We start from the raw sequence: 22,871 nt of genomic DNA, 5'->3' as shown, positions 1-22,871 counted from the left end.
CCATGGACATCACCATTCACGCCAGTTTCCTCCCGCACGACGACCCCGAGGCGTCCCTCGCCTTCTACCGCGACACCCTCGGCTTCGAGGTCCGCCAGGACGTCGGCGGCGGCACCATGCGCTGGATCACCGTCGGCCCCGCCGGCCAGCCCGACACCGCCATCGTGCTGCACCCGCCGGCCGCCGACCCGGGCGTCACCGACGACGAGCGCCGCACCATCACCGAGATGATGGCCAAGGGCACCTACGGCATCATCGTCCTGGCCACCAAGGACCTCGACGGCACCTTCGAGCGGCTGCAGGCCGGCGACGCCGAGGTCGTCCAGGAGCCGACCGAGCAGCCGTACGGGGTGCGCGACTGCGCCTTCCGCGACCCCGCGGGCAACCTGATCCGCATCAACGAGATCCGCTGAACCGTCCGGCGGCAGCGGCCGCGGCGTCCCGCGGGGCCACCCCCGTGTGCCATCAGCCCCCTTCGGCCCCGCGCCGCACTTCATACTCGCTACGACACAGCCTCACGACGACACAGCGATTCCGCGCAGGCGGCCCCGCCTCGCAGAGGGAGACACGATGAGCAGCGCCCCGGGGCGGGACCTGCCCGCGCGGCACGCCGCCGACAGCCACGACCTGATCCGCGTCCACGGCGCGCGGGAGAACAACCTCAAGGACGTCAGCATCGAGCTCCCCAAGCGGCGGCTGACGGTGTTCACCGGCGTCTCGGGCTCCGGCAAGAGCTCGCTGGTCTTCGACACCGTCGCGGCCGAGTCGCAGCGGCTGATCAACGAGACCTACAGCGCCTTCGTACAGGGCTTCATGCCCACCCTGGCGCGGCCCGAGGTCGACGTCCTCGACGGGCTGACCACCGTGATATCCGTCGACCAGCAGCGGATGGGCGCCGACTCGCGCTCCACCGTGGGCACCGCCACCGACGCCAACGCGATGCTGCGGATCCTCTTCAGCCGGCTCGGCAAGCCCTACGTCGGCCCGCCCGGAGCCTTCGCCTTCAACGTGCCCTCGGTCTCCGCATCCGGCGCGATCAAGGTGGAGCGCGGCGCCAAGAAGGCGGAGAAGGTCACCTTCAACCGGGTCGGCGGCATGTGTCCGCGCTGCGAGGGCCGCGGTGCGGTCTCCGACCTCGACCTGACCCAGCTCTACGACGACAGCAAGTCCATCAACGACGGCGCGTTCACCGTCCCCGGCTACACCGGCGGCGGCTGGAACTCCCGGCTCTACGCGGAGTCGGGCTTCTTCGACCCGGACAAGCCGATCCGCAGGTTCACCAAGCGGGAACTGCACGACCTGCTGCACCGCGAGCCGACCCGGATGAAGATCGCGGGCATCAACATGACCTACGAGGGGCTGATCCCGCGGATCCAGAAGTCGATGCTGTCGAAGGACAAGGAGGCGATGCAGCCGCACGTCCGGGCGTTCGTGGAGCGCGCGGTCACCTTCGCCACCTGCCCCGACTGCGACGGCACCCGGCTCGCCGAGCACGCCCGCGCGGCGAAGATCAAGAAGCTCTCCATCGCCGACGCCTGCCGGATGGAGATCCGGGACCTGGCCGACTGGGTGCGCGGGCTCGCGCGGCCGTCGGTGGCGCCGCTGCTCACCGCGCTGCAGCACACCCTCGACTCGTTCGTGGAGATCGGCCTGGGCTATCTCTCGCTCGACCGGCCCGCGGGCACCCTCTCCGGCGGGGAGGCGCAGCGCGTCAAGATGATCCGCCACCTCGGCTCCTCGCTCACCGACGTCACCTACGTCTTCGACGAGCCGACCGCGGGCCTGCACCCGCACGACATCCAGCGGATGAACGACCTGCTGCGCCGGCTGCGGGACAAGGGCAACACGGTGCTCGTCGTGGAGCACAAGCCGGAGGTCATCGAGATCGCCGACCATGTCGTCGACCTCGGTCCCGGCGCCGGCACGGCCGGTGGCACCGTCTGCTTCGAGGGCACCGTCGACGGACTGCGCGGCAGCGACACCGTCACCGGGCGCCATCTCGACGACCGCGCCTCGCTCAAGGACACGGTGCGCGAGCCGAAGGGCACCCTGGAGATCCGCGGCGCCGATGCCAACAACCTCCGGGACGTCGACGTGGACATCCCGCTCGGCGTGCTCACCGTGATCACCGGCGTCGCCGGCTCCGGCAAGAGCTCGCTCGTCCACGGGTCGATCCCCGCCGAGTCGGGCGTCGTCTCCGTCGACCAGGGCCCGATCCGCGGTTCGCGGCGCAGCAACCCGGCCACGTACACCGGACTGCTCGACCCGATCCGCAAGGCGTTCGCCAAGGCCAACGGCGTCAAGCCCGCGCTGTTCAGCGCCAACTCCGAGGGCGCCTGCCCCACGTGCAACGGCGCCGGCGTCATCTACACCGACCTGGGGATGATGGCCGGGGTCTCCACCACCTGCGAGGACTGCGAGGGGAAGCGGTTCGACGCGTCGGTGCTGGAGTACCACCTCGGCGGCCGCGACATCAGCGAGGTGCTGGCGATGCCGGTGGCCGAGGCCGAGGCGTTCTTCGCCGAGGGCGAGGCCCGCACGCCGGCCGCCCACAAGATCCTGCAGCGGCTCGCCGACGTCGGGCTGGGCTACCTCACCCTGGGCCAGCCGCTCACCACGCTCTCCGGCGGCGAGCGGCAGCGGCTGAAGCTGGCCACACACATGGCCGAGAAGGGCGGCATCTATGTCCTCGACGAGCCGACCGCCGGCCTGCACCTCGCCGACGTCGAACAGCTCCTCGGCCTGCTCGACCGGCTCGTCGACGCCGGCAAGTCGGTGATCGTCGTCGAGCACCACCAGGCGGTGATGGCCCACGCCGACTGGATCATCGACCTCGGCCCCGGCGCCGGCCACGACGGCGGCCGGATCGTCTTCGAGGGCACCCCCACCGACCTCGTCGCCGCCCGCGCCACCGTCACGGGCGAGCATCTCGCGGCGTACATCGGCGCCTGACCGGGCCACCGGGCCCCCTCTCGACGCCCCAACACCGCGCCGTGTGCACGTCGTTGGGGCGCGGCAGGCCGAGCACGCGCCGGGCGGGGTCGAGGGGTACGCCGCCGTGCGAGGGATCACTCCGGGCCGCGGGCCAGGCCAGGCGTTACGCTCGCTTTGTCCGGATATGTTCCGACTGCACGGAGGCGGCCATGAGCCAGTACGACGAGTACACCACCCCCTCCCAGGCCGAGGGCGAGCGGCTGGACGAGGACCGGGACCCCAAGGAGGCGCGGCACCCCGAGACCATGCGCACCCAGCCGTCCCAGGCCGAGGGCGAGCGCCGGGCGGAGGACGACGAGGACTGACGGCACGGGCCGCCCCGGGTGCGGCGCGGTGACCGAACGGTACGGTGGGGGCCCGCACGGGGGCGCGGCGCCTGTAGGAACGTACAGCCGGGACCGGGGCGCTGGCCTGCGCAAACCGCCAGTAGACTCTGACCACGTGACTGCTGTGTCTGCGAAGCCTCGCATCCCCAATGTCCTGGCCGGCCGCTACGCCTCCACGGAGCTGGCCGTGCTGTGGTCCCCCGAGTACAAGGTCAAGCTGGAGCGGAAGCTGTGGCTCGCGGTGCTGCGCGCCCAGAAGGACCTGGGAGTGGCCGTCCCAGAGCAGGCGCTGGCCGACTACGAGCGGGTCCTGGAGACCGTGGACCTGGCCTCGATCGCCGAGCGGGAGAAGGTCACCCGGCACGACGTCAAGGCCCGGATCGAGGAGTTCAACGCCCTGGCCGGGCACGAGCAGATCCACAAGGGCATGACCTCCCGCGATCTGACCGAGAACGTCGAGCAGCTCCAGGTGCGGCTGTCGCTGGAGCTGGTGCGGGACCGCACGGTCGCGGTGCTGGCCCGCCTGGGCTCGCTGGCCGCCCAGCACTCCGAGCTGGTCATGGCCGGCCGCTCGCACAACGTCGCCGCGCAGGCCACGACCCTGGGCAAGCGCTTCGCGACCGCCGCCGACGAACTGCTGGTCGCCTTCGCGCGGGTGACGGAACTGCTCTCCCGCTACCCGCTGCGCGGCATCAAGGGCCCGGTCGGCACCGCCCAGGACATGCTCGACCTGCTCGGCGGGGATGCCGCCAAGCTCGCCGAGCTGGAGCAGCGGATCGCCGCCCACCTCGGCTTCGGCCAGGCGTTCAGCTCCGTCGGCCAGGTCTACCCGCGGTCGCTGGACTACGAGGTGGTGACCTCGCTGGTGCAGCTCGCGGCCGCACCGTCGTCGCTGGCCAAGACGATCCGGCTGATGGCCGGGCACGAGCTGGTCACCGAGGGCTTCAAGCCTGGCCAGGTCGGCTCCTCGGCGATGCCGCACAAGATGAACACCCGCTCCTGCGAGCGCGTCAACGGCCTGATGGTGATCCTCCGCGGCTACGCCTCGATGGCCGGCGAGCTGGCCGGCGACCAGTGGAACGAGGGCGACGTCTCCTGCTCGGTGGTCCGCCGGGTCGCGCTGCCGGACGCGTTCTTCGCGCTGGACGGCCTGCTGGAGACCTTCCTGACGGTGCTCGACGAATTCGGCGCCTTCCCGGCCGTGGTCGCCCGCGAGCTCGACCGCTACCTGCCCTTCCTCGCCACGACCAAGGTCCTGATGGGCGCGGTGCGGGCCGGGGTGGGCCGCGAGGAGGCCCACGAGGCGATCAAGGAGAACGCGGTGGCCTCGGCGCTGGCCATGCGCGAGCAGGGCGCCGAGCGCAACGAACTCCTGGACAAGCTGGCCGCGGACGGCCGGATCCCGCTGGACAAGGCGCAGCTGGACGAGCTGATGGCGGACAAGCTGTCCTTCACCGGCGCGGCCGCCGACCAGGTGGCCACCGTCGTCGCCCGGATCGAGAAGATCGCCGAGCAGCACCCCGAGGCCGCCGCCTACACCCCCGGCGCGATCCTCTGACCCGGAGCCGGCATGCGCTTCACCCCTGAGGAACTGGAGGCCGCCCGCGACCGCGTCGTCCCCGACGTCGTGGCGGGCGGACTGCGGGTGCTGTTCTGCGGGATCAATCCCGGGCTGATGACGGCGGTCACCGGGCACCACTTCGCCCGGCCCGGCAACCGCTTCTGGCCCGTCCTGCACGCGGCCGGCTTCACCCCCCGGGTGTTCCGCCCCGCCGAGCAGGGCGAACTGCTCGACCACGGGCTGGGCATCACCAACGTCGTGGCCCGGCCGACCGCGCGGGCCGACGAGCTGACCGCGGAGGAGTACCGCGAGGGCGGCCGGCTGCTGGCGGAGAAGGTGGCCCGGCTCCGGCCGCACTGGCTCGCGGTCGCCGGTGTCACGGCCTACCGCGTCGCGTTCGACGACAAGCGCGCCGCGATCGGCCCGCAGGAGCGAACCCTGGGCGCCACCCGCATCTGGGCGCTGCCCAACCCCAGCGGTCTGAACGCCCATTGGACACTGGCGACCATGGCGGAGGAGTACGGCCGGCTGCGCGCCGCGGCGTTCGCCGACTCCTGACCGGCGGCGGGTGTGCACCGGCCGCATGGTCATCCACCCCCTGGCAGCGGTCCGTCGGTTATGGCGGCCAGCACCTGGTGCGGCTGACCGTCGCCGGCCTGGCCCGCGCTGACCGCGAACCAGCGGCGGCCGTCCCGCCAGCCGTACAGCCGCGGCACCCGCCCGGCGAGCAGCGCCAGCGGCGGCGGGACGGGCAGACCCATGGCGCTTCGCTCCAGGGCCTCGGCCAGCTCGTGGACGACGGGCTCGCCGCGGCGTAAGGACACCACCGCGACCAGTGCGGCGAGCTCCTCGACGCAGCTCTCGCGGGCGGCCGCGGCGTCCGCCGGGTCCGCGTCCCACAGCGGGCCGGTCGCCCACAGGCGCGCCACATGGAAGCCCGGTCCGCTCGTGCCGGCCGCGGTGTGCTCCGTCCGCTTCGGGAAGGGGCGTGCGCGTAAGGCGTCGAGCCGGGCGACGAGGCCGGCGGGCGGTCCGCCGGGCGGCTGGGTCCGCGCGTCGCGCGGTGGTTCTGTCGTCATACCGTCAGTAAACCCCCGGGTTCTGACAATTGGCCGGGCGCGCGCTCCGCATCGGCACCGCGGGCCGCTCCGGGTGCGGCGCCCGCGGGGTTCTCGGGGCTCGCCGCACACCCGCTGACCGGCTACGATCCGCGGGACAGGCGAGGCGAGGAGACGGACGTTGGGTCGGCTCACCGGCGGGGACCCCTCCCTGCTGCGACGGATCAACTCCGCGGTGGTGCTGCACGCGCTGCGCGCCGCGGACTCCCCCACGCTCACCGATCTCGTCCAGGTGACCGGCCTGTCCCGGCCGACGGTCGAGGGCGTGATCGAGGGGCTCATCGAGACCGGGCTGGTGGCCGAGGCGCCCGCCGAGGAGGGCGAGGCCCGGCGGCAGGGCCGCCCGGCCCGCCGGTTCCGCTTCCGCACCGAGGCCGGCCATCTGCTGGGCATCGAGATCGGACCGCACCGCGTCGCGGCGCTGCTGTCCGACCTCAGCGGGCGGGTGCGGGACTCGGCGCAGCGCACGGTGGCCGAGACCGCGCCGGCCGAGGAGCGGCTGGAGCGGGTGCGGGCCATGGTGGCCGACCTGCTGCGGCACGCGGGCGTGGCCCGCAGTTCGCTGCGGGCGGTCGGGGTGGCCGGCCCGGGCATCATGGAGGCGGACGGCACCGTCCGGCTGGGCACCGCGCTGCCCGGCTGGACAGGACTGCCGCTCGGCGGGCGGCTGCGGCGCTCGTTCCGCTGCCCGGTCCTGGTGGAGAACGACGCCAACGCGGCGGCGGTGGCCGAGCACTGGCAGGGCGCGGCCACCGGCTCCGACGACGTGGTGTTCGTGCTGGCCGGGCTGAGTCCCGGGGCCGGGGCGCTGATCGGCGGGCGGCTGCACCGCGGGTTCGGCGGCGCGGCCGGGGAGATCGGCGCGCTGCACCTGCTGGGCCGGGAGGCCACGCCGGAGACACTGCTGTCCACGACCGGGGAACCGCTGCACCCGCTGGACGAGGCGCAGGTGGCGGCGGTGTTCGCGGCGGCCAGGGACGGGGACGGACAGGCGCGGGAGGCGGTGGACCGCTTCCTCCGGCGACTGGTGCACGATGTCGCGGCGCTGGTGCTGGCCCTGGACCCGGAGTTGGTGGTGATCGGCGGCTGGGCGTCGGGGCTGGCGGGCGTTCTCGGGCCGCTGCGCCGGGAGTTGGCACGCTACTGCCTGCGCCCGCCGGAGGTCGTACTGTCGCGGCTGGGACCGGCCGCGATCGCGACCGGGGCGCTGCGGCTGGCGCTGGACCATGTGGAGGGCGAACTCTTCGCCGTGGAGGGGACGGTGACGGGGCGGCGGCGCTGAAGCGCGCGCATCCCGGCCCGGACGTACGACTGCCGAAGGCCCGTTACCGGGAGCGCACACACACGCCCCGGTAACGGGCCCACACCGTGAAGAGCGGAAAACGTGAGCGACGCCGTGCAGTGCCGCACAGGGGCGGCACCTCACGTGCGGCGACGGCCCGTTCAGCCGGCGAGCAGCGGCTCCGCCTCGCGCTCCCCGAAGGTGAGCCGGCAGGTGTCGGCACGGTAGGTGGAGACCGCGACGGCGGCGGCCCGACCCTGGGAGACATAGCGGGTGGTGACGACAAGAACGGGCGAACCGGGCAGCCGGTCCAGCTGCTTGGCGTCCTCGGCGCGGGCCGAGCCCAGCTCGACGGTGCGCTCCTGGCCGTCCAGATCGAGCTCCTGGAGGGCGTGCAGCACGGCGCGAGCGCGGGCGGCCGGGTCGGTGACGGCCGCCACGGCACAGCCGGGGACCGCGTCGGCGCGGACGTAGAGCAGCTCGGCGGCGACCGGCCGGCCCGCCGAGACCCGGCTGCGGCGCACGATGTGGACCGCCTCCGCGGGGGCGGTCTCCAGCAGACGGGCCACCGCCGCGGGCACCGTGTCGGACTCGCTGGCGGCGACCGGCTGCCAGTCGTCACCGGCGGCGCCGGGCCAGGTGTGCCGGGTGGGGTCGACGGCGACGCCGACCCGCGGCGGGGCGACGGTGGTGCCGACACCGCGGCGGCGCTGGAGTCTGCCCTCCAGCTCCAGCTGTTCGAGCGCCTGCCGGAGCGTGGCCCGGGCGACGCCGAAACGGGCCGCCAGATCCCGCTCGTTGGGCAGCACCTCGCCGACCGCGAACTCGGTGTCCAGTGCGTCGCTGAGCACGGTCTTCAGATGCCAGTACTTGGGCTCCGGAGCCGTTTCGAGCTGCGTGGTCCCCACCCCCATAGCCGCGGCCCGCATGCGGACCAGATATTGAGCGCTTCTTTATTAAAGGTTGTTGCAGTATCCCGACGATATGACTGCCCCCACCCTTGGTCAAGACCAATTCGCCCACCGATTCCGCCCGCTCATCGGGGCTCCCCCGGCCGTCGCCCGGCCTCCGAGCGGGCGCTACCCTCCTGCAATGCTCGCTCTCCTGCACACCTCGCCGGTCCACGTCCCCGTCTTCGACGCGCTGCGCGACACGGACGCCCCCGGGCTTCCGCTGCGGCATCTGGTACGGCCGGAACTCCTGGCCGCGGCACGGGAGTCGGGGCCCGACGCGGTCGCGGAGGAGGTCGCCGGGGAGCTGGGGACGTTGGTGCGCGCCGGAGCCGGGGCGGTGCTGTGCACCTGCTCGACGCTGGGCACGGTGGCCGAGGCGGCCGGGCCGGCGCTGGGCGTGCCGGTGCTGCGGGTCGACCGGCCGATGGCCGCGGAGGCCGTCGCTACCGGGTCCCGGATCGCGGTCCTCGCCTCGGTGGAGAGCACCTTGGCGCCCACCACGGAGCTGATCGCCGACGAAGCCCGCCGCGCCGGGCGGACGGCCCAGGTGCGCACCGTGCTCGTGCCGGAAGCCTGGGAGCGTTTCACCGCCGGCGACCAGGAAGGCAGCCTGGCGGCGGTCGCCGACGCGGTGCGGCGGGTGCGGGAGACCGGCGGGGTCGACGCCCTCGTCCTGGCGCAGGCGTCCATGGCACCCGCCGCGGAGCGGTTCGCGGACGGCGGGGTGCCGGTGCTGGCGAGCCCGCGGAGCGGCCTGCGGGCGGCGGCCCGGCTAGTGGGCCAGTGACGCCAGTTTGTCGGGGTTGCGGAGGACGTAGACCGTCTCGATCCGGCCGTTCCGGATGGCGAGTTGGAGGACCGAGTCCGGGGTGCCGCCGAGGCGGGTGAGCAGCGCGATGCCGCCGTTGATCTCCAGGAACTGCAGTTCCAGGTCGGCCGGGGAGATCTGGACGACGCCGATGAGGAACCGGGCGATCTTGTCGGGCGCGGCGATGATCCGCAGCGGGGCCTTGGCCTTGCCGCCGCTGTCCCCGACGAGCCGGGCGTCCGCCGCGAGGAGGTCGAGCAGCCCGTCGAGGTCGCCGCCGGCGGCGGCGGACAGGAACCGTACGGTCAATTCCCGCTGCCGGTCCGGGTCGACGTCGAACCGCGGCCGGCCCTCCTCCACATGGCGGCGGGCCCGCCCGGCCAGCTGGCGCACCGCGGCCTCGCTGCGCTCCAGGACGGTGGCGATCTCCGCGTAGGGGTAGCCGAACGCCTCGCGCAGCACGAACACCGCGCGCTCCAACGGGGAGAGCGCCTCCATGACGACGAGGAAGGCGAAGGTGACGGTCTCGGCGAGCGCCGCCTGCTCCGCGCCGTCGGGGGCGGGCCGGCCGGGGGCCAGGACGTCCGTGACGAGCGGTTCCGGCAGCCAGGGCCCCACGTAGGACTCGCGGCGCGACTGCACCTGGCGGAGCCGGTCGACGGCCAGCCGGGTGGTGATCCGGACGAGATAGGCGCGCGGTTCGCGCACCTCGGCACGGTCGGCGGCGGACCAGCGCAGCCAGGCGTCCTGGACCACGTCCTCGGCGTCGGCCACCCGGCCGAGCATGCGGTAGGCCACCCCGTGGAGCAGCGGGCGGTGGGCCTCGAAGACTTCGGTGGCGTCGCCGGCGGGTTCGCTCTGCACCGTCCCATCCCAGCGGCCGATGCGCGCGTTGTCCAGCGGGATTGCCGTCCGGCGGGCGTCCCCCGGGCGGGAAGCCGGGCCGCGCCGCGCAGTTTTCGGGGGGATGGGCGGGAGCGGTGGTGTCAGGGCACGGCCAGGGCTTGGGCGTTGTTCCAGTCGCGGGTGGACAGGACGAGCCGGTAGCCGTCCGGGTCCTCGATCGTGACGCCCCACTCGTCCCAGTAGGGGTTGTGGGCGGGGACGCGGGTGCCGCCGCAGCGCTCCAGACAGGCGACGAGGTCCTCGGGGACCGGCTCGGCCAGGTAGCGGACGAGGAGGTCGTCCGGGGTGGGTGTCGGGTGGAGCGCGCCCGTGGGGTCGAGGGTGAGTTCCAGGTGCCAGGTGGCGTCCGGCAGACCGAGCATCAGCAGGGAGTGCTCGCCGGCCTCGGAGGTGTGGTGGTAGAGCTCGCGCAGGCCCAGGCCGTCCCGCCAGAAGTGGCCGGCGGCGGCCAGGTCGCGGGACGGGCGGGCCAGGCGGAGGGATGCGGTGCCGAGGTCGGGCACGGGTGTCGCCTTCCGTGAGGCCGCCGGGCGGCGGCGCGTTATCGGACCGTAGGGGTTGCGGACGGCGCCTGGCGATCGGTCGGTGGTCCTGGGACGCTGGTCCGATCCGGGGTCATGCGGCCGGTGTTCACCGGGAGTTCGCCCGCAGGGCACCGGGTGGCGATACGAACGGGGCGTGACGAGATCGGACGCATCACGGAGGTGCGAGATGGGCCAGGGTTCCGGCGGCGGCTTCGGGCGGCGGTCGCTCCTGCAGGGCGCGGCGGCCGGGTCCGCGGCGCTGGCGCTGCCCGCGGTGGCCGGGGCCACGCCGGCGACGGCCGCGCCGGCACTGGTACGGAGCGGACGGCCGCGCGCCTCCTGGGGCGTGCAGGCCGGTGACGTGACCGCATCGTCCGGCCTGGTGTGGGTGCGGTCCGACCGGCCGGCCCGGATGGTGGTGCAGACCGCCGCCACCGAGTCGTTCCGCAACGCCCGTACGTGGCAGGGGCCGCTGCTGGGGCCCGGCACGGACTTCACCGGGGTGACCGCGCTGCACGGACTGCCGGCCGGGGAGCAGGTCCACTACCGGGTACTGCTGGCCGACCCCGACCACCCGAAGCGCACGGGCGAGCCGGTGGCCGGTACGTTCCGCACCGCGCCCGAGCGGCGCCGGGACATGCGTTTTCTGTGGTCCGGGGACCTGGCCGGGCAGGGCTGGGGCATCAACCCCGAGCGCGGCGGCTACCGGGTCTACGAGGACATGCGGCGCCGGGACCCGGACTTCTTCCTGTGCAGCGGCGACAACATCTACGCCGACAACCCGATCCCGGAGCGGGTGACGCTGCCGGACGGCCGGATCTGGCGGAACGTCACGACGGAGGAGAAGTCCAAGGTCGCCGAGACGCCGGCGGAGTTCCGGGGCGCGTTCCGCTACAACCTGCTGGACGAGAACCTGCGCCGGTTCAACTCCCAGGTGCCGACGGTCATCCAGTGGGACGACCACGAGGTGCACAACAACTGGTATCCGGGCCAGCTGCTGGACGACGACCGGTACCGCGTCAAGGACGTCGACGTGCTCTCCGCGCGGGCGCTGCGCGCCTTCAGCGAGTACTTCCCGGTCCGGACGCTCCGGCCGGACGCCCGTGGCCGGGTGTACCGCGTGCTGCGGCACGGGCCGCTGCTGGACGTCTTCGTGCTGGACATGCGCCGTTACCGCAACGCCAATTCCCCCGACCGGCAGACCGCCGACCCGCAGGGCATCCTGGGCGCCGAGCAGCTGCGCTGGCTCAAGCGGGAGCTGTCGCGGTCGCGGGCGGTGTGGAAGGTGATCGCCGCGGACATGCCGCTGGGGCTGGTCGTCACGGACGGCCCGGCGAACTTCGAGGCGGTGGCGCAGGGCGACCCGGGGGCGCCGCTGGGCCGGGAGCTGCAGATCGCCGAGCTGCTGCGGCACATCAAGCACCGGCGGATCACCGGCACCCTGTGGCTGACGGCCGACGTGCACTACACCTCGGCGCAGCACTACGCACCCGAGCGGGCGGCGTTCAAGGACTTCGAGCCGTTCTGGGAGTTCGTGTCCGGACCGCTTTGCGCGGGCGGTTTCCCGGCCGTGAAGCTCGATGGAACTTTCGGGCCGGCGCAGCCGTTCATCAAGGCGCCGGACCGTGCGAACGTCTCCCCGGCGGAGAGTCCGCAGTATTTCGGCGAGGTCGATATCGACGGGGGAAGCGGGGAGTTGACGGTGCGGCTGTGTCAGGAGGGCGGCGAGGTGTTGTTCACCAAAACGCTGCAACCGGGATGGGTAGGACAGTAGAGGCCAATGTGCCCAAGGTGCCTTTTACCCGTCCGACACAAGGTGTTGGCGACCAGGCAACACCTGTCGGCGAGGCTGTCCGCATGACTGAAGCGACCTCCGCCCGTTCCGCCCGGCGCCCCGACCGGCGCCGGGCCGCCGTCGCGCTCGCCGCCCTGTTCACGGCCGTGGCGGTGGCCGATGCCGCCGTCGACGCCCTGGTCCCCGGCCCGTCCGGCCGGCTGCTGCTGTGCGCCGCCGCGCCGGCCCTGCTGGCCGCGGCGGGCTGCCGGGAATGGTGGGCACGCCGTCAGGAGACGGCCCGACCACCGGCGGTTCCCGCGGCCGCCGGCGCCACCGCGGCGCCGGCCGGGCCCGCCGCCGAGGCCGGCGCCCCGGAGACGGCGCTGTGGCGGATGCGGACCACGGTCCGCGACGAACCGGGCAGCCTCGCCGTCCTGTGCACGGCACTGGCCGCACTGCGGGTGGACATCCTCAGCCTGCAGACCCACCCGCTGTCCGCGGGGACGGTCGACGAGTTCCTGCTGCGCACCCCGGCCGGCCTGGCGCCCGCCGACCTGACCGCCGCGATCACCGGCGCCGGCGGCAGCGACGCCTGGCTGGAGCGGGCCGACGCGCACGACCTCGCCGACGCGCCGACCCGGATGCTGGGCCTGGCCACCCGTACGGCCCTGGATTCCGCCGAACTCCCACTGGCACTGCGGCAGTTGCTGGGTCGCTGCACCATCCACTCGGTGCCGGCCCGGTCGCTGACCGGCCAGCCGCAGGCCGAAGAAGTGCCCGCAGAGGGCGTGTTGGAGGAGCACACCATGAAGTTCCGCGACCCCTCCGGGGGCTCGCTCACCATCGAACGGCCGCAGTTGCCGTTCACCCCCACCGAGTTCGCCCGGGTGCGGGCGCTGGTCGACCTGGACGCCCGGCTCGGCCAGCGCATACCGCCGCGGCGCGACGTGCTCACGCTGCCGGAGGGCAACGAGATCACCGTCCGCCGCGCCGACCCCGGCGATCTGGCCGCCGCCCGGGCCATGCACCAGCGCTGCTCGCCGCGGACGCTGGCGCAGCGCTACCACGGCCCGGTCGGGGACGCCGACCGCTATCTCGGGCATCTGCTGAGCCCGCGGTTCGGCCGCACGCTGGCCGTGGAGACCGCCTCCGGGCGGCTGGTGGCCCTCGGTCACCTGCTGTGGGACGGCGACGAGACCGAGGTGGCGCTACTGATCGAGGACGCCTGGCAGCAGCGCGGTATCGGTACGGAGCTGCTGCGGCGGCTGATCGCGATGGCCGCCGAGGCCGGCTGCGAGAGCGTCTACGCCATCACCAAGGCGTCCAACACCGGCATGGTGGCGGCGATGCGCGGCCTGGGGCTGCCGCTGGACTACCAGATCGAGGAGGGCACGCTGGTGATCACCGCACGCCCCGGCGGCCTCCCCGCCCGTCGTGCGGACGGTCCGCAGCTGCGCCTGCGGGACGGCTCCCGGCACGGCTGAGCCGGTGCGGCCGGTGCCGGAGGAGCGCCGCACCGGCCGCGACAGGCCCGTCCGACGGAATGATGGTGACGCGACGGGCCGATCCGTACGAGGATGGCCCGCATGTCCAACACCACTACTCCCGCGGGCGGTCCGCTGCCCCGCCAGGTCGCCGACGCCTACGTCGACGCCCTCGTCGAACTGGACCCGATCACCGGCACCTTCCTCGGCGTTCCCGAGAGCTCCGGCAGGCTCCCCGACTTCTCGCCCGAGGGCCAGGAAGCAGTGGCGCAGCTCGCCCGTACGACCCTGGACCGGCTCACCGAGGCCGAGGCCCGGCCGGGCGCGGACAGCCCCGCCGAGACGGTCTGCGCGCGGCTGCTGCGCGAACGGCTCACCGCCGAACTCGCCGTCCACGACGCCGGCGAGGGGCTGCGCACCGTCAGCAACCTCAGCTCGCCGCTGCACCACGTCCGCGAGGCGCTCATCCTCAACCCCGCCGACACCGAGGAGGACTGGGCGGCGATCGCCCGGCGGCTGCGCGCCGTGCCGGCCGCGCTGGCCGGCTACCGCGCCGCCCTCCAGGCCGGCCTGGAGCAGGACCTCCCCGCCGGGCCGCTCCAGGTGACCACCGTCATCGGCCAGTTGGACGAGTGGATCGGCACCGGCCGCAGCTGGTTCGCCGAGTTCACCGCCCCCGGCCCGGAGTCGCTGCGCGCCGAGCTGGACGCGGCCGCCGAGGCCGCCGGCGGCGCCCTGGTGGAGCTGCGCGACTGGTTCCGGGACGTCTACGCCCCGGCGATCGAGGGCGCGCCGGACGTGGTCGGCCGTGAGCGGTACGCCCGGCTCGCCCGCTACTACAACGGCGCCGACATCGACCCGGAGGAGGCGTACGCCTACGGCTGGTCGGAGTTCCACCGGCTGCTGGGCGAGATGCAGGCCGAGGCCGAGAAGGTGCTGCCCGGCGCCAGGACCCCGTGGGAGGCGCTGGCCTGGTGCGACGAGCACGGCGAGGCGGTCGAGGGCGTCGAGGAGACCCGGCAGTGGCTCCAGTCGCTGATGGACGAGGCCATCGACACACTGGACGGCACCCACTTCGACCTCGCCGAGCGGGTCCGCCGGGTGGAGTCCAGGATCGCCCCGCCCGGCAGCGCCGCCGCCCCGTACTACACCCAGCCGTCGCTGGACTTCTCCCGGCCCGGGCGCACCTGGCTGCCGACCATGGGCCAGACCCGCTTCCCGGCCTACGACCTGGTCTCCACCTGGTACCACGAGGGGGTGCCCGGCCACCACCTCCAGCTCGCGCAGTGGGCGCACGTCGCCGACCGGCTGTCGCGCTACCAGACCTCGGTCGGCATGGTCAGCGCCAATGTGGAGGGCTGGGCGCTGTACGCCGAGCGCCTCATGGACGAGCTGGGCTTCCTGACCACGCCGGAGCGGCGGCTGGGCTATCTGGACGCCCAGATGATGCGGGCGGTCCGAGTCATCATCGACATCGGCATGCACCTGGAGCTGGCGATCCCGGCCGACTCGCCGTTCCACCCGGGCGAGCGCTGGACGCCGCAGCTGGCGCACGCGTTCATGGCCGCGCACAGCAGCCGCCCGGCCGACTTCGTCGAGAGCGAGATCGTCCGCTACCAGGGCATGGCCGGCCAGGCGATCGGCTACAAGCTCGGCGAGCGGGTCTGGCTCCAGGGCCGGGAGGCCGCCCGCGCACGGCACGGCGCGGACTTCGACCTGAAGGCATGGCACATGGCGGCGCTGTCGCAGGGCTCGCTCGGCCTGGACGACCTGCTGACCGAACTCTCCGCCCTCTGAACCGGGGCACCTGCTCCCGCGGCCGGCCACCGCCCTCCCGTGATGGCCGGCCGCGGCGGCCTCGGAGGCCCCACCCATCGGTGCCCCGGAGACCCTTGCTCTGCCGGTGACTCCCCTGCTAGACAGCGGGGATGACCGGATACTCCCCTGACGACGCCGACCGGCGCATCCTCGACGTCCTGCAGCACGACGGGCGGATGGGCCGCGCCGAGCTGGCGCGGGCGGTGAACATGTCGCCGAGTGCGGTGTCCGCACGGGTGCGGCGCCTGGAGGAGTCCGGGGTGATCTCCGGGTACGCGGCGGTGATCGACCCGGAGCGGGTCGGGCTGCCGGTGCTGGCGTTCGTCCGGCTGCGGCACTCCGGCGGGGACGGCCGGCCGTTCCGGGACCTGGTGGCGGACACCCCGGAGATCCTGGAGGCGCATCACGTCACGGGCGAGAACTGCCTGTTCATCAAGGTCGCGGCGCGGTCGATGAAGCACCTGGAGGAGGTGTCGGGCCGGATCGGCACCCTGGGCGAGGTGGCCACCAGCGTCGTGTACTCCTCACCGGTCCCCCGGCGTGCGGTCCGCACCTGACCCGCCGGGGGCCGACGGCCCGACCGCGGCCGGGCCATGAGGGGCGCGGGAGTTAGCCCCCGTAGACCGAGATGACCGATACGCCCCTTTTGTTCATGGATTTACCGTACGGCCCGTTCAACGACCCGCCGACTACTGCTCCACCAGCTGTGCGGCGACGGACGTACCGAGCTCCGCGGGCGCACCGGGCGACTTCACGGCCAGCACGAGCACCGTGCTGAGCAGATGCAGGACGGCGTAGATCCACAGGACGCCGCCGATGCCGATCGAGCCGATGAAGAGCGTGCCGATGAGCGGGCCGAAGGCCATGCTGGCGCCGGCGCCCAGCGTGTAGGCCGACATGATCTGGCCCTTGCGCTCCGGGTCCTGCGAGGTCATGAGCGGGGGCAACGGGACGTACCCGGCCATGCCCACGCCCAGCGCGCCCGCGGCGACGGCGACGAGCGGGAAGTCGTGGCCCGCGGCCCGGGGCACGTAGTACAGCGCCAGACAGGCGAGCGCCGAGACCACACCGCCGAGCCAGGCGACGGTCTTGCGCCGGCTCCACCTGTCACCGAGCGCGCCGAAGAGCACCACGCAGGCGAGGTTGCTGACCATCATCACGATCAGCAGCGACGCCCACTCCTGCGCACTGAAGCCGATCCGGTCGACGAGGAAGAGCGGGACGAAGACCCACACGCCGAACTGCGACGTGGTGTTGATGAGCCGGACCACGGCGCCCATGCCGACGCGCGGCTTGGTGAACATGACGGTGAAGCAACCGAGGAACGTACGCGACAGGCCGGGCCGCTCCGCGCCCCTGGACAGGCCCTGGAATCCGGTGCGTTCGCGCAGCAGGAGCAGCGCGACCAGGGTGCCCGCGACGATCATCGCGAGGGACACCCACAGGGTGTGGTAGAAGCCGATCGCGGGCTTGAGGAGCGAGACCAGCGCGGAGCCGAGGACGGGGTAGCCCATGGTGAAGCAGAACCAGAACCAGCCGAGCGCCTTGCCGAGCTGCCGTTCCGGCGCGCCCGCCATGATCCAGACCATGAACCCGTAGGCGAACAGCGGATATCCGAAGCCGCGCAGACCGTAGGTGAACAGGATCAGCCAGTAGGAGTGGGCGGGGACGGCGACCGCGAGCATCAGGGTGTGGCAGACGGCCCAGCAGGCGGCCCCGGCCATCATCACCCGGCGCGGCCCCCACAGGTCGCAGAGCCCGCCCGCCAGGAACGCACCCACCGCGGCGGTGACCCCGTACACCGTGAAGATGATCCCGACACTCGCCTCCGCGAAGCCGAGGTCGGTCTTGAAGAACGTCGGCAGATAGCTGGTCTCCACGCCGTCGCCGATCATGAAGAGCAGGACACCGACATAGCCCCAGATCAGGGCCCGGGGGATACCGAGGACGGTGCTGCGGGGTGGCGACGGTTCGCGCTGTTGGGGTGGGTGGAGCACGGGGGACCTCCTGATGGGCCGGGCGTGTGCCCGTGGACGGCCAACAGACTGAACAAGGTCTCAGAGAATTTCAAGAGCTTCACATAAAGTGTGTGATGTTTTAGAGTGCAGCGCGGCGGACGGACCGCCGGGGAAGGAACGGGGTGCCACCATGCGACCGAGTCGCGGCTCCGAGGCCGAGGTGGAGGAGCGCCGGCAGGCGGTACTGCGCCAGGTCGCCGCGGAAGGCGAGATCCGCATCGCCGACCTCGCCGAGCGGATGCGCGTCAGCGTGATGACCATGCACCGCGACCTGGACAACCTCCACGAGCGCCAACTGCTGCGCAAGGGCCGCGGAGTGGCGACGGCCTTCTCCAACGTCGCCATGGAGAGCGCACTGCGCTTTCGCGAGCACGCCAACGTCGAGGTCAAGTCCGCCATCGCCGACGCCCTCGCGGAAGAGGTCTCGCCCGGCGACACGGTGCTGATCGACTGCGGCTCCACGCTCTTCCCGCTCGCCCGCCGGCTCGCCGCCGTCCAGGGCATCCGCGTGATCACCAACTCGCTGCGCGTCACCTCCCTCCTCGCGGCCGCGCCCGCCGAGGTGACGCTGCTCGGCGACCGCTACTACGAGGACTTCGAGTCCTGCGCCGGCCCGCAGGTCCGCCGCCAGCTCCAGGACCTCCGTGCCACGGTCGCCTTCGTCACCGCGACCTCGGTCCGCGACGGCCGGCTCTTCCACCCGGTCCGCGAGTACGCGGAGACCAAGCAGGCGTACCTACAGGCCGCCGAACGCGCCGTACTGGCCGTCGACCACAGCAAGTTCGGCCGCACCGCGACCTACCCGTACGGCGACGCCGGCGGCTACGACCTGCTGGTCACCGACACCGACACCCCGGAGAGCGAGCTGCGGTCCGTCCGGGACCTCGGCGTGGAGATCCGCACCGTCGATCCCCACGGCTGAGCCGAGCCGTCCCCGGCCGGACCGAGGCCCCCGCCTTCCCGGGGCGCTTCCCCCAACACCCTCCGCACCCCACCCACCCCCGAGAAAGGCCACGTCCATGCGTGCCGTCGTCATCCACACCCCCGGGCAGTACGAGGTCACCACCGTCGACGACCCGACGCCCGGTCCGGGCGAGGTCGTCGTCGCCCCCGCCGCGGTGGGCATCTGCGGCACCGATGTGCACATAGTGCAGGGGGAGTTCGCCCCCACCCCGTATCCGATCATTCCCGGCCACGAGTTCACCGGCGAGGTCGTCGCGCTGGGCGCGGGCGTGACCGGGCTGCGCACCGGCGAGCAGGTCGCCGTCGATCCGTCGCTGTTCTGCGGGGCCTGCCACTACTGCGCCAACGGCCGGGGCAACCTGTGCGAGAACTGGGGCGCGATCGGTGACACCGTGGACGGCGCGATGGCCGAGTACGTCAAGGTGCCCGCCGCCAACTGCTACCGGCTACCGGCGAGCGTCGAGGCCGGCCAGGGCACCCTGATCGAGCCGCTGTCGTGCGCGGTGCGCGGCTTCGACGTGCTGCCGCGCCGGCTCGGCGACCACTACCTCATCTACGGCGCCGGCACCATGGGCCTGATGATGCTTCAGCTCGCCCGGACCGCGGGCGCGGCCTCCCTCTCGGTCGTCGACCTCAACACGGACCGGCTGGCCGTCGCCGAACGGCTCGGCGCGGACGCCACCGCGGTGAGCGCCGCGGAGCTGGACCGCCCGCAGGGCTGGGAGACCGTCATCGACTGCACCGGCGTGATCCCGGTCATCGAGGACGGCCTCGGCCGGGTCCGCCGCGGCGGCACCTTCCAGCAGTTCGGCGTAGCGCCGTCCGCCGCCACCGCGTCCTTCTCGCCGTTCCGGGTCTACAACGACGAGATCACCATCGTCGGGTCGATGGCCGTACTGCACAGCTTCGGGCGCGCGGTGGACCTGATGGCGAAGGGCGTCATCGACGCCGACACCATGATCACCCACCGCTATCCGCTGGACGACTTCGGCGCCGCCCTCCAGACCTTCCGCGAGGGCTCCGGCCGCAAGATCCAGATCCGCCCGCAGGGCTGAACTCCCCACTTCTCCCGATTCGTTGCACGGAAGCGACATCGTCATGCCCACAGTTGCCGGGGTGGACTCCTCTACCCAGTCCTGCAAGGTCGTCGTCTGCGACGCCGACACCGGGAAGGTCCTCCACCGGGGCCGCGCCGCCCACCCCGACGGCACCGAGATCGCACCCGCGGCCTGGTGGCGGGCGCTCCGCGAGGCCGGCGACGGCCTCCTGGAACATGTCGATGCGCTGGCGGTCGCCGGCCAGCAGCACGGTCTGGTGGCGCTGGACGCCGCCGGAACACCGGTACGCGACGCGCTGCTGTGGAACGACACCCGCTCCGCACGGGCCGCCGCGGACCTCGTCGACGAGCTGGGCGGGCCGGAGAAGTGGGCCGAGGCGGTCGGCACGGTCCCGGTCGCCGCCCTCACCGTCGCCAAACTGCGCTGGCTGGCCGAACACGAGCCGGAGCACGCCGACCGCACCGAACGCGTCCTGCTGCCGCACGACTGGCTGACCTGGCACCTGTGCGGCGGACCCGGCAGCGGCGCCGAGCCGGTCACCGACCGCGGCGACGCCTCCGGCACCGGCTACTGGTCACCCTCCGAGGGCGCCTACCGCCGCGACCTGCTCGCCCTCGCCCTCGACGGCCGCACCGCCCGACTCCCCCGGGTCCTCGGCCCGTTGGAGGCGGCCGGACGCACCCCGCACGGCGCCCTGGTCGCGGCGGGAACCGGCGACAACATGGGCGCGGCCCTGGGCCTCGGCATCGAACCGGGCGACGTGGTGATCTCCCTCGGCACCAGTGGCACCGCCTTCGCCGTCGCCGACCACCCCACCGGCGACCCCACCGGTGCCGTCGCCGGATTCGCCGACGCCACCGGCCGCTACCTGCCCCTGGTCTGCACCCTCAACGCCGCCCGGGTCCTCAGCTCCACCGCCCGCCTGCTCGACGTCACCCTCGACGACCTCGACCGGCTCGCCCGCGAGGCCGAACCCGGCGCCGGCGGACTGGTGCTCCTGCCCTACCTCGGCGGCGAGCGCACCCCCAACCTCCCCGACGCCGCCGGCAGCCTGATGGGCCTGCGCAAGGCGAACATGCACCCGCCGAACCTCGCCCGGGCAGCCGTCGAGGGCATGCTGTGCAACATGGCCGACGCCCTGGACCGGCTGCGCGACCAGGACGTCGAGGCCCGCCGGGTGCTCATCATCGGCGGCGCGGCCAAGGCACCCGTGGTCGGCGAGATCGCCGCGGAGATCTTCGGCACCCCGGTCACCGTGCCCGCCCCGGAGGAGTACGTCGCCCTCGGCGCCGCCCGCCAGGCCGCCTGGGCGCTGGCGGGCACTCCCGAACCACCGCCCTGGCCCGTTGCCGCGTCCCGCCGCATCACCGCACCCGCCGACGGCTCCACCGGTCACCGCATCCGCGCGGCCTACGCCGAAGCGAGGTCGACGGTGCACGGGTAACCCGAGGTCCCTGCCCGTTGCCCGGATTCGACCGCGGCGCAAGGAGTGCAGACATGCAGCAATTCGGGCGGCACCCTGGAAAAGAAACCGGTTAGTTGGTTTGATGGTGGGGTGCTGCAGCCGTTCCGTTCGCCGCCCGTCCCCGTCGCGCAAGCCGTCGTCGTTTCGCCACTCCGGATGCCTTGAGCAGGAGCCACCGATGACGATGCAGGCGAGGGCCGTCTCCACGCGCAACGCCCTGATCCGCTCCGCGGCGCAGACGTTCGACCAACATGGCTTCGCGCACGCGAAGTTGTCCGGAATCAGTTCCGGAGCCGGCGTGAGCCCGGGGGCGCTGTACTTCCACTTCGACACCAAGGCAGCCGTGGCAGCAGCCGTAGAGGAGGAGGCGGACCGCACGCTGCGGGGCCTGGCTCGTCACGTCCGGCGCAAGAGCCCTTCGGCGCTTCAGGCACTGATCGACATCAGCCACGTGTACGCGCAGCACATCCGCTGGGACGTGGTGGTGCGCGCGGGCCTGCACCTGAACTCCGAGGCACCGCACGCGCTCGACATCAATCTCCGCGAGCGCTGGTTCACCTGCGTCCACGAGCTGCTGGCCCGAGCCGTGGCCGACCAGACGGCGTTTCCCGATGCGGCGCACGACGACGCCACGGCGACGATCGTGGCGGCCACCGTCGGAGTCGAGTCCCTCGGCCGGCAGAACCCTGACTGGCTCTCCAGAGAGTCCCTGGCCGGCCTCTGGCGGCACCTGCTGCCCGGACTCGCCAGACCAGAAGCGTTCGAGAGGCTGGAACTCGTGGGCACGGAGTCGGTCATCAACACCACGGGCGGCGTGCTCGGCCCCCGTGCGGGCCTCGCCAGGTCCGTGCCCCGCGCCAGGAAGACCCAGCCGGGCTCCCCTGCGCACGCCACAGGCGGCACCACTCGAAACCTGCGGGTCGGCCCCGGGACGACGTGCCCCCTCGACTGAGGAGCCGACGTGAATCAGGTGGGCCTGGGCCGGGACGTGCCGTGCGACTGCGCGGACGCGCGCCGCTCAAGCCGCGGACTGCGGGCCCGAGGGGGCCAGTTCAGACATAGGCCGGCAGATCGAGAGTGCCACCAGCTCCCGCAGCCTGTTTCTGGTGTGCCTCCCAGATCCGGGCGCCGCGGTCCGGCGAGGTGTCCAGCTTTGCCAGCACACCCGGCACGGCGATGCTGGGCAGCAGGTGATCGTAGAGCCGGGAAATGCGGCGTTCGAGGCACTCGCCGTCCTTGAGATCGGAGGTCACGATCTCCACGCCGGTCCATGCCGCGACGATGATCATCGCCGTTTCCTGCGGGACGGTGTTCGGCAACAGTTCGCCCTGCGCCTTGGCCAGGTCGAGATACTCGCCCATGAGGTTCGCCCAGGCCGTCCAGGAAGTGCCGAACAGAGTGCGGGCCTTCTGATCGGCCGACAGGCGAATCGCAGCGCTCAGCATGGGTTCTCGCGGCACGCGGTGCGCGAGAACGAGGCCCAGGTCCACGCATTCCTGAAGTTTGGACTCCTGCGGGAGGACGCCCTCGGTGGTGACGGCCTCCGCGAGCACGCCTCGGGCCAGCGATTCCTTGGAGTCGAAGTGGAAGTACAGGGCGCCCTTGGTCACGCCCGCCCGCGAGAGGATCTCGGTTATGGTTGCGGACTCGTATCCGAGCTGGTCGAACACAACGCCCGCCGCCTCTAAGATCTGACGTCGCGTCTGTATCGCCCGTGCCTGCCTCGCCATGACGGATCCTCCCGCACGCGGCTCACCTCCCCGTTTGAGCGAGTGCTCTGTGGTGGTGTACCTCTGCATTGAAAATCAAACCGGTA

The 22,871-nt window shown here is 72.9% G+C and carries 21 protein-coding genes; 15 read left to right on the top strand and 6 right to left on the bottom strand.

Annotated elements, in window-relative coordinates; genetic code table 11:
• Positions 1–2: 2 nt before the first annotated feature.
• The 5 genes from B073_RS0138215 (at position 3) to mug (ending at position 5,439) form a co-directional block, all read left to right on the top strand.
• On the top strand, positions 3–413 hold the full coding sequence (locus B073_RS0138215; protein ID WP_018543332.1) for a VOC family protein: 411 nt from the start codon (positions 3–5) through the stop codon (positions 411–413).
• Between the two features lie 157 nt (positions 414–570).
• Positions 571–2,952: an ATP-binding cassette domain-containing protein gene (locus B073_RS0138210; RefSeq protein ID WP_018543331.1), complete on the top strand. Its 2,382-nt coding sequence runs from the start codon at positions 571–573 to the stop codon at positions 2,950–2,952.
• A gap of 191 nt (positions 2,953–3,143) precedes the next feature.
• Positions 3,144–3,299: a hypothetical protein gene (locus B073_RS47405; RefSeq protein ID WP_018543330.1), complete on the top strand. Its 156-nt coding sequence runs from the start codon at positions 3,144–3,146 to the stop codon at positions 3,297–3,299.
• Between the two features lie 145 nt (positions 3,300–3,444).
• Positions 3,445–4,878 carry an adenylosuccinate lyase gene (purB, locus tag B073_RS0138200; protein WP_018543329.1) on the top strand — a complete coding sequence of 478 codons (1,434 nt, stop codon included), beginning with the start codon at positions 3,445–3,447 and terminating at the stop codon, positions 4,876–4,878.
• Between the two features lie 12 nt (positions 4,879–4,890).
• Positions 4,891–5,439 (top strand): G/U mismatch-specific DNA glycosylase, encoded by a 549-nt coding sequence (gene mug / locus B073_RS0138195; RefSeq protein WP_018543328.1) that lies wholly within the window; start codon positions 4,891–4,893, stop codon positions 5,437–5,439.
• A 29-nt stretch (positions 5,440–5,468) separates the two neighbouring features.
• Here mug and B073_RS0138190 read toward each other — a convergent pair whose 3' ends face one another.
• Positions 5,469–5,960, bottom strand: a complete 492-nt coding sequence (locus tag B073_RS0138190) for a hypothetical protein (RefSeq protein ID WP_018543327.1) — start codon at positions 5,958–5,960, stop codon at positions 5,469–5,471.
• A 160-nt stretch (positions 5,961–6,120) separates the two neighbouring features.
• On the opposite strand from B073_RS0138190, the gene B073_RS0138185 reads away from it, so the two are divergent.
• A complete protein-coding gene (locus B073_RS0138185) occupies positions 6,121–7,281 on the top strand; it encodes an ROK family protein (RefSeq protein ID WP_018543326.1) in 1,161 nt (386 codons plus the stop codon).
• A gap of 161 nt (positions 7,282–7,442) precedes the next feature.
• On the opposite strand, the gene B073_RS0138180 is transcribed toward B073_RS0138185, so the two are convergent.
• A complete protein-coding gene (locus B073_RS0138180; RefSeq protein WP_026248127.1) occupies positions 7,443–8,189 on the bottom strand; it encodes a GntR family transcriptional regulator in 747 nt (248 codons plus the stop codon).
• Between the two features lie 184 nt (positions 8,190–8,373).
• On the opposite strand from B073_RS0138180, the gene B073_RS0138175 reads away from it, so the two are divergent.
• Positions 8,374–9,021: an aspartate/glutamate racemase family protein gene (locus B073_RS0138175; RefSeq protein WP_018543324.1), complete on the top strand. Its 648-nt coding sequence runs from the start codon at positions 8,374–8,376 to the stop codon at positions 9,019–9,021.
• Here B073_RS0138175 and B073_RS0138170 read toward each other — a convergent pair.
• The gene (locus B073_RS0138170; protein WP_018543323.1) at positions 9,007–9,906 is read right to left on the bottom strand and encodes an RNA polymerase sigma-70 factor; all 900 of its coding nucleotides are present in this window, start codon (positions 9,904–9,906) and stop codon (positions 9,007–9,009) included. The two genes, B073_RS0138175 and B073_RS0138170, sit on opposite strands and share 15 nt — an antisense overlap.
• Positions 9,907–10,028: 122 nt before the next feature.
• The gene (locus B073_RS0138165; RefSeq protein WP_018543322.1) at positions 10,029–10,451 is read right to left on the bottom strand and encodes a VOC family protein; all 423 of its coding nucleotides are present in this window, start codon (positions 10,449–10,451) and stop codon (positions 10,029–10,031) included.
• Between the two features lie 208 nt (positions 10,452–10,659).
• On the opposite strand from B073_RS0138165, the gene B073_RS0138160 reads away from it, so the two are divergent.
• The 4 genes from B073_RS0138160 to B073_RS0138145 all read left to right on the top strand — a co-directional run bounded on the left by B073_RS0138160 (position 10,660) and on the right by B073_RS0138145 (position 16,108).
• Complete coding sequence (locus B073_RS0138160) at positions 10,660–12,246, top strand: alkaline phosphatase D family protein (protein WP_018543321.1); 1,587 nt, start codon at positions 10,660–10,662, stop codon at positions 12,244–12,246.
• Positions 12,247–12,329: 83 nt separating this feature from the next.
• Positions 12,330–13,733, top strand: coding sequence for a GNAT family N-acetyltransferase (locus B073_RS0138155; RefSeq protein WP_018543320.1), 1,404 nt, complete (start codon positions 12,330–12,332; stop codon positions 13,731–13,733).
• A 102-nt stretch (positions 13,734–13,835) separates the two neighbouring features.
• A complete protein-coding gene (locus B073_RS0138150; RefSeq protein WP_026248126.1) occupies positions 13,836–15,530 on the top strand; it encodes a DUF885 domain-containing protein in 1,695 nt (564 codons plus the stop codon).
• A 131-nt stretch (positions 15,531–15,661) separates the two neighbouring features.
• A complete protein-coding gene (locus B073_RS0138145) occupies positions 15,662–16,108 on the top strand; it encodes an Lrp/AsnC family transcriptional regulator (RefSeq protein ID WP_018543318.1) in 447 nt (148 codons plus the stop codon).
• A gap of 132 nt (positions 16,109–16,240) precedes the next feature.
• On the opposite strand, the gene B073_RS0138140 is transcribed toward B073_RS0138145, so the two are convergent.
• Positions 16,241–17,548, bottom strand: a complete 1,308-nt coding sequence (locus B073_RS0138140) for an MFS transporter (RefSeq protein WP_018543317.1) — start codon at positions 17,546–17,548, stop codon at positions 16,241–16,243.
• A 151-nt stretch (positions 17,549–17,699) separates the two neighbouring features.
• On the opposite strand from B073_RS0138140, the gene B073_RS0138135 reads away from it, so the two are divergent.
• The 4 genes from B073_RS0138135 to B073_RS42545 all read left to right on the top strand — a co-directional run bounded on the left by B073_RS0138135 (position 17,700) and on the right by B073_RS42545 (position 22,007).
• Positions 17,700–18,491 (top strand): DeoR/GlpR family DNA-binding transcription regulator, encoded by a 792-nt coding sequence (locus tag B073_RS0138135; protein ID WP_018543316.1) that lies wholly within the window; start codon positions 17,700–17,702, stop codon positions 18,489–18,491.
• Between the two features lie 97 nt (positions 18,492–18,588).
• The gene (locus B073_RS0138130) at positions 18,589–19,587 is read left to right on the top strand and encodes a zinc-dependent alcohol dehydrogenase family protein (protein ID WP_018543315.1); all 999 of its coding nucleotides are present in this window, start codon (positions 18,589–18,591) and stop codon (positions 19,585–19,587) included.
• A gap of 43 nt (positions 19,588–19,630) precedes the next feature.
• Positions 19,631–21,034, top strand: coding sequence for a xylulokinase (xylB, locus tag B073_RS0138125; protein WP_026248125.1), 1,404 nt, complete (start codon positions 19,631–19,633; stop codon positions 21,032–21,034).
• 199 nt (positions 21,035–21,233) lie between these two features.
• Positions 21,234–22,007, top strand: coding sequence for a ScbR family autoregulator-binding transcription factor (locus B073_RS42545; protein ID WP_018543313.1), 774 nt, complete (start codon positions 21,234–21,236; stop codon positions 22,005–22,007).
• A gap of 100 nt (positions 22,008–22,107) precedes the next feature.
• Here B073_RS42545 and B073_RS0138115 read toward each other — a convergent pair whose 3' ends face one another.
• Positions 22,108–22,785 carry a ScbR family autoregulator-binding transcription factor gene (locus B073_RS0138115; protein WP_026248124.1) on the bottom strand — a complete coding sequence of 226 codons (678 nt, stop codon included), beginning with the start codon at positions 22,783–22,785 and terminating at the stop codon, positions 22,108–22,110.
• Positions 22,786–22,871: the final 86 nt, after the last annotated feature.

This window comes from Streptomyces sp. MspMP-M5, assembly GCF_000373585.1.
In the GTDB taxonomy this organism is placed as follows: Bacteria; Actinomycetota; Actinomycetes; order Streptomycetales; family Streptomycetaceae; genus Streptomyces.
Note: the sequence above shows the minus strand (reverse complement) of the source record. Positions and strands in the feature narration are given on the sequence as shown.